A 13,072-nucleotide genomic window follows, 5' to 3' on the forward strand; every position below is an offset into this window, starting at 1 on the left:
TCGTTATCACTATTATTTTGGGTGGCATCGGTAGCCCATAGTTTGTGCGCCGTCCGTAACCAGGTTCAAGCCTAAACCGTAGATCAAAAACATTCAACACGGTATGTTATTTTTCTAAGACGCGATTTTTTGACGCGAATTTTTTCGCGACAAAGGGGCCGCGTGACGGAATTTCGCGGCTACAGAAGAGGCCATGGATTGTCGATTGGCGTCACGTGTGGTCGTCTTTCCCGAGGGCGGTTGCTGCTGCTCTTGCACCTAAACCGCGCTCCAGGTCGCCTCGACCAGCAGCCTATTGCCATCAAACACCCGGCCCTCAAAACGTTCGCCGGGTTTTATTTCGCCGACACCGGAAGGCGTTCCCGTCATGATGATGTCGTTATCGGCGAAGTGCGTGAAGGTTTGCAGTTCCGGCAGCATCACGGCAGGCGGGTAGAGCATCATCGAAACGCCGCCGTTCTGGCGGCACTCCCCATCGACCCAGGTTTCGAGGCGCAGCGCCTCGAGATTGGCGGGGGCGGGCACAAACTCGCTGAACAGCGCCGCGCCATCGAAGGCCTTGCAGCGCTCCCAGGGCAGGCCGGCTTTTTTGAGCTTTCCCTGCAATGCGCGTTTGGTGAGATCGAGTCCAAAGCCGATACCGGCGACCTCACCGTCGCGCATCAGGAAGCTGATTTCGCCCTCGTAATGGAGCGGCTCGCCGGCATGGGCATGCAGGGTATCGCCAATAGCGCCCGGCGGCTTCATAAACACCACCATGGCATCGGGCACCTGGCCATCCATCTCGGCGATATGCGCAGCATAGTTTTTGCCGATACAGATAATCTTACCCGGCGTTACTTCCTCGCCCATAAACTGCACCTGATGCATGAATACCCTCCGAGAGATTGTATTGGACGGTGAAACGCTACCACGACGGTTGGAATTAGCCACTGCCGGATACAAGTGAGAACTCTGCGCACCCTTGGCGCCGCGCCCCGACTCGAGCACACTACCGCCTCCCGATTGCAGAGAGTCTACCGATGGCGCCGAGGCGTCCCGTGTTTGGCGTTATCCGACCTGGTTTTTTGCTGCTTACCCCGGCGTGTGTGCTGCTCGGTATCGCGGCTGGGGTTGTGTCGGGCGGGGAGCCCGACTGGTTTGCCCTCGGGCCGGTGCTGCTGGGTGCCATCGCGGCCCACGCGGCGGTCAATGCCCTTAACGAGGTCAGCGATTTTCATTCGGGCCTCGATTTTAAGACGCAGCGAACCCCGTTCAGCGGGGGCAGCGGGACCTTGATTGCCCACCCCCAATTGGCCAATGCGGCGTTAGGGCTAGGTATCGCCTGTGTCCTGGTGACCCTGGCGTGTGGCGCGTGGCTTATCGATCGGGTGGGGCGGGCGCTGCTGCCCTTCGGTGTGATCGGGTTGGCGCTGGTCGTGCTTTACAGCGGCCCTATCAGCCGCAATCGGTTTGCTATATCGGTGGCGCCGGGCCTCGGTTTTGGTCCGATGATGGTCCTCGGCGCCGAGGTCTGTATCACCGGTGGGGTATCGGTTGCGGGCGTCTGGCTGTCGCTGGTGCCGTTTTTTCTGGTCAATAATCTGCTGCTGCTCAATCAATTCCCCGATCGCCATGCCGATCGGCGTAGCGGGCGTGACAATGTGGTCATTGCCTACGGCGCGCGAACGGCCGCGGTGGTTTACGGCGGGGGCGGGCTGCTCGCTTATCTAACGCTGATTGGCGCGACAACGCTTGGGGTGCTGCCGGCTATAGCGCTCACTGGTTTGCTGACTGCACCCCTGATGGCATGGGTTACCCTGCGGGCGTTGCGCTTTACTGGCGATGTTCAGCCCTTGCTACCGGCAATGGCGGGTAATGTGGTGGTGTCGCTGTTCACCCCGGTGCTCATCGCAGTGCCCCTACTGATAGCGGCCTGAGGTTCTCGTTGTCGTCTCGAGGCGTGCCGCCCCGGCGGGAGTGGCGGTCGGCAGGGAGGGAACTTCCAAGGTCACTCATGGTCAAAAGGGACATAATAGTCAGCATAAATTCGCGGTATCTACCGGAGTCCCATCAGATGGACAACCTCGCCTACAGTACTATTTTTGACGCCGTAACACCGGACCGCGAGGACGCTGCGGATGTGGAGCTTCGGGAAGACCTCACGCATTTATTGCGCGGCATCTTTGAACAGCGCGAGTCGGCTCAGCTCGATGCCAGTGGGCGCGACGGGGGCAAGGTCGATACCCTTTCGTCCGATAAATTGATTGGTTACCTGGCAAAATTGTGAGTCTGGTTGACGCCTTGCCTTATTGATTCTTCGGGGTCGATACTTCGGAACCGCCCCCAAGATACGACCCTACTTAGCTCAAAATTCCTACTTAAATCAAAATTGAAGTAAAGCCAGCCAGCGATCAGCGTATTCGGGTTTGTAGTGGAGTTATTGCCGCCTGACTGCAGGGCTCTCGATACTCGCTCGGTGCTGACGGCCCATTTAACGCTCGATCAATACCCTTATCTACATCCCTATCCAGAGTAATAACAGCGCCAAGGCGGCAAACCAGAGCAGCAGCCAGCCGCTGCGCCAGTACCAATTGATGCTGGCTTCCTCGCGCAGGTAGCGCTGCACATCGATTTCACTGGTATCGAGGGCAGCTGAAGGCGCTGAGCGAGAGACGACGGTCACCGCACAGGCGGCACCCCAGGTCACGGCAAACCCCAGCGGGTTCCACCACAGCCAGGAGATGTCGGGTTGAAACCGCCATAGCCACCCATTGACCAGCACACCGGTAACCAGACCCATCACCGCGGCGGTGCCCCCCACGCGTCGGGTAAAAAAGCCGAGCAAAAACACCGCGAGAATAGGGCCGTTGGCCAGCGAGCCGATCTTGTTGATGGCTTCCAGTACCGTGGTGGCGATGTCTCCCACATAAAACGCCATGATTAACGTGATGGTGCCCCAGGTGACCGTGAGCAGGCGCGAAAGCAGTAGCTCTTTGCGATCGTCCCAGTGACCGCGATGGAAGCGGCGGACAAAGTCTTCCATGGTGGTAGCACTGAGGGAGTTGATCACCGAATCGAGCGATGACATGGCGGCTGCAAAAAGCGCCACAATCGCGAGCCCGACCACGCCGCTCGGCAGCGCGTTAATCATGTACAGCGGTACGGCGAGGTTGTACTCGGGGGTGCCGTCAACTGTGGGCAACGAGTCGATAAAGGACGTTTCCTGCACAGCAAAAACGGCAATACCCACGCCCACCAGGCAGTAGAGCAATACCAGCGGGAAGCGCAGCAGCCCGTTCAGGAACAGCGCCTTGTTGGTCTCGTCAATACTGGCGGTGCTGAGGGTGCGCTGTACCTGGCTCTGGTCGCAGCCGTAGTAGGACACATACAGAAAAAAGCCGCCGATGAGCATGGGCCAGAAGGCGAAGGTCTCCCCGTCTCCGAGGCCATGGTGGGCAAAGTCGAGGGTCTGGCGGCGCTCGTCGGGGACGGCATCGAGCATGGCCATCAGCCCGCCGCTGTCGCCGATGAGTGAACCCAGAATGGCGGCGAGGACCACCACAAGGATTAACAGCTGGATCACATCGCTGTAGATGACCCCGCGTATACCGCCGAAGACGTCGTACACCACCGTAAAGGCGCCGAGCAGTACCACCGACCAGAAAAAGCCCACGCCGGTAATCAGATCGATCACCAGTGCGATGCTGTACACCGTGACCGCAGTAGCAAAGGCACGCACAAACAGGAACAGTGCGCTCAGCGTGAGCCGGGTTTTTAAGTCAAAGCGCTGTTCAAGATAGCCGTACACCGACACCAGTTGCAGGTGCCGGAACATCGGCATGACCAGCAGGATGAGAAACAGCATCGCCAGCGGCACGGCCAGCTCGTACTGCAACCAGATCAGGCCACCGCCGGCGGCGAAGGCAACAAACGCCGGCGCACCGAGAATACTGTTGGTCGAGCACTGGGTGGCCATGATTGAGAGGGCCACCGGCCAGGCGCCCACGTGTCGACCGCCGACGTAATAGTCCTCGCGACTGAACTGGGAGCGGGACAGCCACACGGCAAAGCCAATCAGCCCCACCAGATAGACGCCGATGACCCACCAGTCGAGTGTGCTCAGGGATTCGGTCATTGGGGCTCGGTCATAGGGATTCGGTCATGGGGTCTCTGTCACAGGGGTCTCTTTCATAGGGGCTGGATCGTAGTAAGCATTCACTATCAGATACCGCTTTCCGCCAGCGCCCCGCGCCAGCCATGCAGCTCGCTCACCAGCGCTTCCGGTACCTCGAGGGCTGGGAAGTGGCCGCCGTTGGCAATCTCGTCGTTGAAATAAACGATGTCGCTGAAGCGCGAATCGAGCCAGCGCCGCAGGGGTCGCACGACCTCGTGGGGGAACTGGGAAATCCCGACGGGCAGCTCGATGGGTGTGGTGTCGAAATCGGTAAAGCTCTCCCAGTACAGCCGCGCCGAACTCGCGGCGCTGTTGGTGAGCCAATAGAGGGTGACCACATCGAGCAGCCGGTCGCGACTGACGGCGTTGTCCGGAACCCGCTGGGCGCCCTCGGCGCAGTCGGTCCACTGGCCGTATTTTTCGAGAATCCACGCCAGCTGCCCCACCGGGGAATCGGCCAGACCGTAGCCCACGGTTTGCGGTCGCGTGGACTGCTGTTTTGAGTAACCGCTGTCCCAGCGATCGTAAAACTCATAGCTCGCCAGCTGTTTGAGCTCGGCTTCGGTGGGGGATTCGGCGTCCCCCGGCGCGACAATGGGCAAGGTGGTGTGGATCGCCTGAAGACCGCGGGGTTGTTGCACCCCCATCGCCTGGGTGACCAGACCGCCCCAGTCGCCGCCGTGGGCGAGGTAGTGGTGGTAGCCGAGGCGTTTCATCAGCTCATCCCAGAGCCTCGCGATCTGTGGAATGCCCATGCCGTGGCGCGCGGGCTTGCCGGAAAAGCCGTAACCGGGCAGGGCGGGAATGACCAGATCAAAGGCCATCTCCCGGGCCACCGGGTTGACCAAAGATTCGATCACCGGAAGAAACTCCAGCACCGAGCCCGGCCAGCCGTGGGTCATAAGCAGCGGCGTGGCGCCGCCGACCTCGCTGCGGATATGAAAAAAGTGGATATCGAGGCCTTCGATATTGGTCATGAACTGGGGCCACTCGTTGGCCTCCTGCTCGCAGCGGCGCCAGTCGTACCCGGTGCGCCAGTACTCGGCGAAGGACTGGACCGTGGCCAGCGGAATCCCCTGGGACCAGTCATCCACCGCCTCGCGCTCCGGGTAGCGGGTGCGGCCGAGGCGTTGTTTCAGGTCGTCGAGATCGGCTTCATCGATGGCAATGGTAAAGGGCGTGATCGCGCTCATTGGGACTCGTTCATCAGTTCTTCCAGGTCCTCGCAGGCGGGGAGCGAACCGGTCGGATCCTCACCGCTCTTGATGACCTCGCAGTCGAGCTTCGAGGCCGCTTCAAAACAGGCGACGACCTCATCGGCGCGATCGTCGGGGATGCTCGCCTCAAACTCGCCTTTTTTCGAGGCGCATTGCTGGCGCATCTGGCCGAGGGCCTTTTCGATGACGCTTTCGCTGACATCCCCGCTGGCGACCATTTCCTCGCGGACGCAGGCTTCAACCCGGTCGCACATACCGATAAAGGCATCGCCGACGTCGTTGGCCAAGGGGGTGTGTGATGCGGTGACAAGCAGGAATGCGGCAATAAAGCGCTTCATGGGCGTGGCTCCGTTAGAGGGCTGATCGTCAATCCTAGCGCAGCTTGGGCGATCGTGCCCGCTGAGGCTGGCACAGGCTCAGTCGAAGGCTCAGTCGAAGGTCCAGTCGCCCTTGAGCTCGGCGTGGACCATGCCGCCGTCGACGACGATGGTCTCGCCAACGACGTAATCCCCGGCGCGGGAGGCCAGGTAAATCGCTGTTCCGGCCATGTCTTCATCGCGACCAATGCGGCCGGCGGGAATGGTTTGCTGCACGTTATCGGCCTGGTCCCGCGCGGCGGTATTCATATCCGAAGCAAACGCCCCGGGCGCGATGCCACTCACGTTGATGTGGTCTTCAATCAGCCGTGCCGAGGTGCGCCGGGTGAGGTTGATCACGGCGGCCTTGGAGGCCTGATAGCTGTAAGTCTCCCAGGGGTTCAGGCGAATACCGTCGATGGAGGCAATATTGATCACCTTACCCGGTTGCTCGGCGCTCGCGCCTGCCTTGAGCGCCGGGTAGAGCGCCTGGGTCAGAAAGAACACCGATTTCACGTTTAAATCCATGACCTTGTCCCAGCCCTGCTCGGGAAAGGCCTCGAACTCGGCAAGCCAGGCGGCGCCCGCGTTGTTGACCAGAATATCGAGGCTCGATTCCTTGGCAGCGTAGGCCTCAGCCAGCGCCTGGCACCCCGCCACCGTCGAGACATCCTGAGGCAGCGAATGGCAATTGGGGCCGAGCTCCTTGGCCACGGCGTCGCACACATCGGCCTTGCGCGAGGAGATATACACCGTCGCCCCCTGAGCGAGAAAGCCTTCGGCGATCATTCGGCCAATGCCCCGGGAGCCGCCGGTGACGAGGGCGGTGCGGCCGGCGAGGGAGAAGAGGGTGGTGGTGTTCATAGGGTTCCTTTGAAGCATTCAGTGTTGATTATTGGACCGATTCACGCGGCGTACTCAGTGATGTCAATGGGGCCGATGGGGTCATCGCGCCGCTATTTACTGCTCGTTGACGTCTACTGCCCGGCGTCCAGCAGCAACAAAACCCATCGGTTGTTTCACCGCTACTGGCTTATAGCGCTTGCCCGCCGGGCATCGCGGGCATTCAGCACCAGTGCCACCAATAAAGAAAACAGGGCACCGGCTACACCGGCAGCGGCCACGATCAGGGTCTTTTTTGGTTTCACGGGCCGGGTTGGTGCGATGGGGGGTTGGTCGATGCGAATGACCTGCAGATTATCGAGCGGGATTTTCTGGAGTACCTCGAGCTGCGCGATCTCGGCCTGTAGCTGCGCCGACACCGAGGTGTAACGCACACCCGAAGAGTCGGCAACTGCAATACCCTGCCCGGTCTCGCTCTGTGCGACCTCGGTGGCTATTCGGGTCATGTCGGTCCGGCCGTCGGCGATTTGTGCCAGGATCCGTTCGAGTTCGCGTTTTCTTTGGCTGATATTAAGGTCCAGGTTGGCGGTGAAACTGTTTGTTATGGCGGTGGTGGCTGCGGCTTTAGCCCTTTGAATAATGGCGTCTAGGGTGTCTCTTCCTGCCTCCGCGTTCTGCGCCTCGAAGGAGAGCAGTCGAATGGACTCATTGCCAGACGGAACGGTTTCTTCCTCAATATTGATTCTCGGCAAAAAGCCCTCGAGAAATAGCTGTTCCCGGGTGAGGGAAGGTGGCATTTCTTCGCCGGTCCAGGCGACGGTGCCTGGATTACTGGACATTACGGCGTCGAAAGCGCTTTGCAAAACGCTGCGTGATTGAAACTCCGCTGAAAACTGTGCGAGTGCCGCCGCCGGACCCACGGAAAAACTGCGGGCTTTGTTCAAACCGATTAGCGCCTGTTCAGTGGCAGGCCGGATTCGCGCTTCAACTACAAAGGTCGGTGTGGCGATTAACGTTACATAGCCTGCGGCGGCGATAACAAAGGCAGCGGTGAGCGCGACAATGAGAAAGCGCCGGCGCCAGAGGCCAGCGATTAGTTCGAACAGGTCGATCTCGTCATCGCGGGCGTCGGACCACTGATAAGAAGGCACCCAAACGCCGGGCGGGGGAGGATTCTGGGGCTGTGGATTGCCGGTTGGGTCGACGGGGGTGTCCTGGGATTGCGATGGATTGCTCATGAGCGGCTTTCTTTAGGGAAGGATCGGCGCATTATGACTTTCCTGCGCTGAACTGTCTTCACTTCAAGCCAAACTCTCCTTTTGTCCATTATCGGTCTTCTTTGCAGTGTCCGGCAGTATAGGGTGGTTGCGATAACCGCTTGCCCGCGCGGCCAGACTGGGAAATCCGCGGGAAGATTACTATCTAAACCATGGGAATGGCGCCACATTCAATGTTGCTCAGGCCGCGGGTACACTGAGCGATGCATTCGCAGGCGAGATCACACTATGGGCACTGACCCGGCGCAGGAAAAATCCGCGATCAATGACGGGATCGCCGCCGCGCCGCGCCGCTGGTACGTGGTAGCCAGTAAACCCCGGTCGGAAGGGGTCGCCAAAAGCCAGCTCGAGCGGCAGGGCTTTGTGACCTGCGCACCCCGGATCAAGCTGCGCAAGCGGCAACGGGGTAAGTGGCAGCAGGTCATTGAGCCGCTGTTTCCGGGCTACCTGTTTGTTGCACTGCGCCTGGGCGTGGATGACCCGGCCCCGATTCGCTCAACCCTCGGTTGCATTGGCCTGGTGCGCATGGGCCGCGAGTTTGTGCCGGTGCCCGAGGCGGTTATGCAGCCTTTGCTGTCGATCGGTGAATCACCCGATGCGTCTGAGGCGGTATTTCAGCCGGGCCAGGCCGTGCGCTTTGAGGCCGGACCCTTCGAGGGGCTTTCCGGTATTTTCAAAATGCCCAAGGGGCAGGACCGCGCCGAGGTGCTGATTACGCTGCTCGGGTCCAGCGCTCGGTGGTGGTTTCCCGCGAGGATATCGACCCTGAGACCTAGCCCGCATATTGCACCAGTACGCTGGCCCGTCGGTAGCGCAGGTTTTTGCAACAGGGTGACGGTCAATCCACTGCTCGGTGCACTTTGCCACCAATAACCCTTGCCTGTATCTCGCTGGTTCTCGCACGCCCTGGGCGCGCATGCTTCCTGCAGCTGGGGCTACGCAACGAAACATGGCGGGAAAATGAGCCGGTTTCACGCCGCCGCAGTAGGATCATCCTAAGTCCGACAGGCTGCTAGGCGCTGATGTTTGCGGTATTGAGGAAAATGCCCCGCGCCGCTGATAATTACCCTTGCGTTCAATGGCTGAACGCGTATGCTGGCGACTGATGTTCAACATCTGAACGCAGGGCTGCCACCTACCAACTTTATGGGAAGGTGCACGCCCTGCGGTAGCCTGCCCGGGCAAAAAAAATTTAACCACGACGGCCACGCAAAGTATGAGTGACGAACGTCACCTGAACGCCCTGCGATTACTCGAAGAAAAACCCGAAATGACCCAGCGCGAACTTGCTGCGGCGCTGGGTGTGAGCGTGGGCGCGGCCAATTATTGCCTGAAGGCATTGGTTGAAAAAGGCTGGGTGAAGCTGGAGAACTTTCAGCGCAGCAAGACCAAGGCGCGCTATCTGTATGTGCTGACCCCCAGCGGCCTGGCGGGTAAAGCCCGGCTCACCACGGCCTTTTTGAAGCGCAAGCTGCAGGAGCACGAGCGCCTCTCCGCGGAGATCCGCTTGCTGCAGGAGGAGGCGCAGCGCAGCAATTTGTGATCGTTGCGATCACCTCGCGGTTGGCGTGCTGCGGCCAGCGGAAGCTCTTTACTTTGGCGGCTGGCAGGCGGAATCGACGGTGATTCGGCATTTGCGGCAGTGGCAGTTTGTGTACTAAAGGCTGCCGCTTAAATGGCCAACCGTCGTTTGCCGGAGCCGCTATCATGATTTATCATGACAGATCAGGAAATATCATGAGGCTTTTGCGATGGCGGTAACACGAGAAAAGTTCGCCACCCAGGTAGATGTCGAAATCCTGGCAAACGTGCGTGAGATCGCACGATCCGAGGGTCGCCAAATTCAGGCGATTGTGGAGGATGCGTTAAGAGAGCATATAGCGACGCGACAATCGCGCGCGCCCAAAGGACGGGAGCACGTGATGCAGGCGTACCTGAAGAGCACCCAGCGCTACTCGGGGCTCTACAAGAAATTGGCTGAGTGAAGTTCGATTACCTGTTACTGGAGGATGTGCTCGCTATTCACCGCGACCAAATCGAGCGCTACGGTGGCTCTCACGGGTTAAGGGACCCCGGATTACTCGAGGCGGCGTTATTCCGCCCTCAGACAGGCTATTACGACACCTTGATTGATGAGGCTGCCGCGATGTGGGAAAGCCTTTCGCAAAACCATCCCTTCGTCGACGGCAACAAGCGAACGGCCTTCGCGGCAACGTTCACTTTTCTTGCCGTCAACGGAGTTGAAATCACTGCGACCGATGAAAGCGCGCAACGACAAATTTTGGGGCTTTATGGCGCCGGAGAAATTAATTTCGAGAATCTCCGCTCGTGGCTGCTCGCCAACGCAGAAGCGGTTTAATTCGTGTCGTGCGGGCCGTAAGCAATACGCGAGGCCGCACCCGCCGCTGGTAGGCGTTGCGCTGGATGACCCACAGGCTGGCGTTTGAAGATGAGGTAAAAAAGAATGGAATCCGTTCAACGCCGCTGTAAAAATAAAATTTAAGTCGGATGGGAAGTTGATTATGCCGCTGAGCAGCGCTAGCGACGCGAGATAAGCGCTGTGCATCCGGCCGAACGTGCAGAGGCCCCTGGCTGGAGCGCAGGGCAAGCGCCTCAAGATGTGGCCCGGCTATCGTCTGGTGTTACACAGCATTTGAGTCAAGAGACGGTGGACTATTTGCCATGTTAGATGCGAGAGGTATTACAGGATGCGGATTTCCAATCCAGCCGCTCTGGCCACTTTGAAAACCGTTTCAAATTGAGGTTTTTTGCCGGGAGCAAAGGCTTTGTACAGGCTCTCTCGGCCCAGGCCAGACTTTTCCGCAATCTCTGACATGCCTTTTGCCTTCGCAACATCACCAAGGGCCTGAAGAAACAACTCGGTGTCGCCTTCTTCAAGAATGGCACTTAGATACGCTCTTTGCGCTTCTTCAGTATCTAAATGTTCGGCCGCATCAAAGACGGGCAGATCGCTTATTCTGCGCTTTGCCATAACTTATTCCTCCAGGTCTCTTGCCAAGGATTTTGCTTTCTCAATGTCTCCCGTTTGGGTGCGCTTGGTACCTCTGCCCAACATGATCACCATTACCTTCTCTCGCTCCAAAAAATACATTCGATAGCCCGGACCAAAGTGCTCACGCAACTCAAAAACGCCGTCACCGACTGGCTTTACATCTCCCGTCAGTCCGCGGGATACCTTCGTCAGTCGAGCGGATATACGACCTCTCGCTTGACCATCCAGGCTGTTGAGCCATTTAGTGAATTCTGGAAGTGGGCGAACGATTTTCCGCATGGGCCTATTGTATCCAAATGGATACGGCGGGCAAGTGGTTTATGGAGCGGGCTAGTCCCGCGCCAGGATAAACAGAAAGCGGAATGAGGCAATCAGATCCGGCTTGCCGGCTCCGCAGGGCTTGTTGATTCAACAGGCAGTAAGCGTTTCCATCAAAACAAGGCGATTAATTGATTAGCGATTGTTTGTGACTAAGCTCTTGTAACAGGGCTGACTCAGGGAAGGGGCTCACAATGATCGAGGAACTGTTCGCCGAGTTTGAAGGCGCGTTTGCTGAGAACACCATTCGTAGCTACCGGTCCGACTTCAGCCGATTTTCCCGGTGGTGTGACGAGAATGATTTGGCACCACTGGATGCGACTTCGGAAGACCTTGCTGGTTTCGCCGAATATCTTGCCAAGACCTGTGTCGGCTCCACTGTACGCCGTCATGTAGCCAGCATTAGTTCGATTCTAAAGCTGAGCGGCCGGGAAGATATCGGCAAGGGCGCCCCGGTGGTATTGGCGATGAAGCGCATTTATCGCCGCAAAGGAAGATGGCAGCGTCAGGCGATACCTCTGACGCATAACGTATTGCAGGCACTTCTAGCGGAATGTGATGACAGTCACCGCGGCCTGCGTGACAGGGTTATGCTCAGGTTGGGGTACGAGACCATGCGTCGTCGCCACGAGCTATGCAGCTTTCGGTTTGAGGACCTGGAGCAACTCCCCAGCGGCAAGGCTGCCCTGCGGCTGCGGTTTTCCAAGACAGATCAATACGGTGCTGGCAAGCTGATCCCTATCAGTGAAGTTCTGCATGGGGATATTCAGCGCTGGGGCGAGTTGACAGGCAACACGGGGTACCTGCTGCGCCGGGTCTACCGTAAAGGTGAGATTGGCAGCGACCTTCATCCAGGCGGCATTGCTCGTCGATTGCAGGAATTACAGCAGCAGGCCGGCCTGGAATTGGGCGGTAAGCTAAGTGGTCACTCATTTCGCGTGGGCGCTGCTCTTGACCTGCTGGAGCGGGGTGAGAGTCTGGAGAAGATCATGTTGCGCGGTGGCTGGCAGGCGGAGTCCACGGTAGTGGCCTATCTACGCTCCTGGCAGGCCAGTCAGGATATCGAACCGTGAATATTGATTGTAACGCGTAACGTTATAGGTTACATTCGATATGATTAGGCGCTTTAGGCACAAGGGAATGCAGCGTTTCTTCACTGATGGATCGACGGCTGGAATCTCCCCACACCACGCGCAGCGACTGCGCTTGATACTGGCTAGGCTTAACGCGGCTTCCGGGCCTCGCGATATGGGGTGACCTGGCCTTCGCCTGCACTCCTTGTCCGGGGCCAGCAAAGGCAGGTGGTCTGCTCGTGTGAGCGGGAACTGGCGCTTAGCTTTTGAGTTTAGCTCCCCCGATGCTTTCGCTGCGGACTATGAGGATTTTCACAGAGATGGCTGAGCAAATGTTCAAACCACCTCACCCGGGTGAGGTGCTTCGGGAATTATGCATCGAGCCCCTGGGTTTGAGTGTGACCGCCGCCGCCGCCGGCCTGGGTGTTAGCAGAAAAACCCTATCCGCTATTTTGAATGGTAGGGCGGGCATCAGCGCGGAGATGGCAATCAGGTTATCCATGGCGTTTGACACGACAGCAGAGAGTTGGATGAACCAGCAAATTCAGTTTGATTTATGGATCGCGAAACAGCATGCCGAAGACCTTAAAGTCAAAAGACTGTGTGCCGCCGCGTGAACTGTCAAACAATCGATTGAAAACCGTGATTCTTGGTAGACAATTCACCAAACTGTACCTGGGAGGTGGCTAATGGGTAAGTTAAGGCTCTCGAAAGAGGAAAAAAACTACTTGAGTCTGTCGAATCGGGTGATTACGAATCCACATTGACAGATGCTCGAAGGAAAGAACTTGAAGGTGCAGCTACCAATACCTTTAAGAA

The 13,072-nt window shown here is 58.4% G+C and carries 17 protein-coding genes; 9 read left to right on the plus strand and 8 right to left on the minus strand.

The annotated features are described in order from the left end of the window. Positions 1-258: 258 nt before the first annotated feature. Positions 259-870 (minus strand): fumarylacetoacetate hydrolase family protein, encoded by a 612-nt coding sequence (locus tag NOR51B_RS05385; RefSeq protein WP_009021288.1) that lies wholly within the window; start codon positions 868-870, stop codon positions 259-261. Positions 871-1,022: 152 nt separating this feature from the next. On the opposite strand from NOR51B_RS05385, the gene NOR51B_RS05390 reads away from it, so the two are divergent. Continuing rightward, on the plus strand, positions 1,023-1,919 hold the full coding sequence (locus tag NOR51B_RS05390; protein WP_040481819.1) for a prenyltransferase: 897 nt from the start codon (positions 1,023-1,025) through the stop codon (positions 1,917-1,919). A gap of 137 nt (positions 1,920-2,056) precedes the next feature. After that, positions 2,057-2,269: a hypothetical protein gene (locus NOR51B_RS05395; RefSeq protein ID WP_009019250.1), complete on the plus strand. Its 213-nt coding sequence runs from the start codon at positions 2,057-2,059 to the stop codon at positions 2,267-2,269. Between the two features lie 228 nt (positions 2,270-2,497). Here NOR51B_RS05395 and NOR51B_RS05400 read toward each other — a convergent pair whose 3' ends face one another. From NOR51B_RS05400 to NOR51B_RS05420, 5 genes are all read right to left on the minus strand, one after another. After that, positions 2,498-4,117 (minus strand): sodium:solute symporter, encoded by a 1,620-nt coding sequence (locus tag NOR51B_RS05400; RefSeq protein WP_009021423.1) that lies wholly within the window; start codon positions 4,115-4,117, stop codon positions 2,498-2,500. A gap of 86 nt (positions 4,118-4,203) precedes the next feature. Next, positions 4,204-5,349: an epoxide hydrolase family protein gene (locus NOR51B_RS05405; RefSeq protein WP_009018853.1), complete on the minus strand. Its 1,146-nt coding sequence runs from the start codon at positions 5,347-5,349 to the stop codon at positions 4,204-4,206. Then, entirely contained in the window at positions 5,346-5,711 is a 366-nt protein-coding gene (locus tag NOR51B_RS05410; RefSeq protein WP_040481820.1) for a hypothetical protein, read from the minus strand. The genes NOR51B_RS05405 and NOR51B_RS05410 overlap by 4 nt, the downstream gene beginning before the upstream one ends. A gap of 90 nt (positions 5,712-5,801) precedes the next feature. Then, positions 5,802-6,593, minus strand: coding sequence for an SDR family oxidoreductase (locus NOR51B_RS05415; RefSeq protein ID WP_009021125.1), 792 nt, complete (start codon positions 6,591-6,593; stop codon positions 5,802-5,804). 161 nt (positions 6,594-6,754) lie between these two features. Then, on the minus strand, positions 6,755-7,810 hold the full coding sequence (locus NOR51B_RS05420) for a Wzz/FepE/Etk N-terminal domain-containing protein (protein ID WP_009021060.1): 1,056 nt from the start codon (positions 7,808-7,810) through the stop codon (positions 6,755-6,757). A 267-nt stretch (positions 7,811-8,077) separates the two neighbouring features. Here NOR51B_RS05420 and NOR51B_RS14860 point away from each other — a divergent pair, with 267 nt between their 5' ends. The 4 genes from NOR51B_RS14860 to NOR51B_RS05440 all read left to right on the plus strand — a co-directional run bounded on the left by NOR51B_RS14860 (position 8,078) and on the right by NOR51B_RS05440 (position 10,208). Further along, a complete protein-coding gene (locus NOR51B_RS14860; RefSeq protein ID WP_009021262.1) occupies positions 8,078-8,722 on the plus strand; it encodes a transcriptional activator RfaH in 645 nt (214 codons plus the stop codon). Between the two features lie 343 nt (positions 8,723-9,065). Next, complete coding sequence (locus NOR51B_RS05430) at positions 9,066-9,392, plus strand: MarR family EPS-associated transcriptional regulator (protein ID WP_009019013.1); 327 nt, start codon at positions 9,066-9,068, stop codon at positions 9,390-9,392. 208 nt (positions 9,393-9,600) lie between these two features. After that, complete coding sequence (locus tag NOR51B_RS05435; protein WP_009020971.1) at positions 9,601-9,834, plus strand: hypothetical protein; 234 nt, start codon at positions 9,601-9,603, stop codon at positions 9,832-9,834. After that, positions 9,831-10,208 (plus strand): type II toxin-antitoxin system death-on-curing family toxin, encoded by a 378-nt coding sequence (locus tag NOR51B_RS05440; protein ID WP_009021674.1) that lies wholly within the window; start codon positions 9,831-9,833, stop codon positions 10,206-10,208. The genes NOR51B_RS05435 and NOR51B_RS05440 overlap by 4 nt, the downstream gene beginning before the upstream one ends. 342 nt (positions 10,209-10,550) lie before the next feature. Here NOR51B_RS05440 and NOR51B_RS05445 read toward each other — a convergent pair whose 3' ends face one another. Beyond that, positions 10,551-10,841, minus strand: coding sequence for an addiction module antidote protein (locus tag NOR51B_RS05445; RefSeq protein WP_009021473.1), 291 nt, complete (start codon positions 10,839-10,841; stop codon positions 10,551-10,553). A gap of 3 nt (positions 10,842-10,844) precedes the next feature. Further along, on the minus strand, positions 10,845-11,141 hold the full coding sequence (locus NOR51B_RS05450; RefSeq protein ID WP_040481823.1) for a type II toxin-antitoxin system RelE/ParE family toxin: 297 nt from the start codon (positions 11,139-11,141) through the stop codon (positions 10,845-10,847). A gap of 233 nt (positions 11,142-11,374) precedes the next feature. Between NOR51B_RS05450 and NOR51B_RS05455 the strand changes: the two genes are divergently transcribed. The 3 genes from NOR51B_RS05455 to NOR51B_RS05460 all read left to right on the plus strand — a co-directional run bounded on the left by NOR51B_RS05455 (position 11,375) and on the right by NOR51B_RS05460 (position 12,870). After that, entirely contained in the window at positions 11,375-12,253 is an 879-nt protein-coding gene (locus NOR51B_RS05455) for a tyrosine-type recombinase/integrase (protein ID WP_009021282.1), read from the plus strand. Positions 12,254-12,449: 196 nt separating this feature from the next. Beyond that, on the plus strand, positions 12,450-12,581 hold the full coding sequence (locus tag NOR51B_RS15900; RefSeq protein WP_407635211.1) for a hypothetical protein: 132 nt from the start codon (positions 12,450-12,452) through the stop codon (positions 12,579-12,581). After that, positions 12,574-12,870 (plus strand): HigA family addiction module antitoxin, encoded by a 297-nt coding sequence (locus NOR51B_RS05460; protein ID WP_009020313.1) that lies wholly within the window; start codon positions 12,574-12,576, stop codon positions 12,868-12,870. The genes NOR51B_RS15900 and NOR51B_RS05460 overlap by 8 nt, the downstream gene beginning before the upstream one ends. Positions 12,871-13,072 lie beyond the last annotated feature (202 nt).

This window comes from Luminiphilus syltensis NOR5-1B, assembly GCF_000158175.1.
In the GTDB taxonomy this organism is placed as follows: domain Bacteria; phylum Pseudomonadota; class Gammaproteobacteria; order Pseudomonadales; family Halieaceae; genus Luminiphilus; species Luminiphilus syltensis.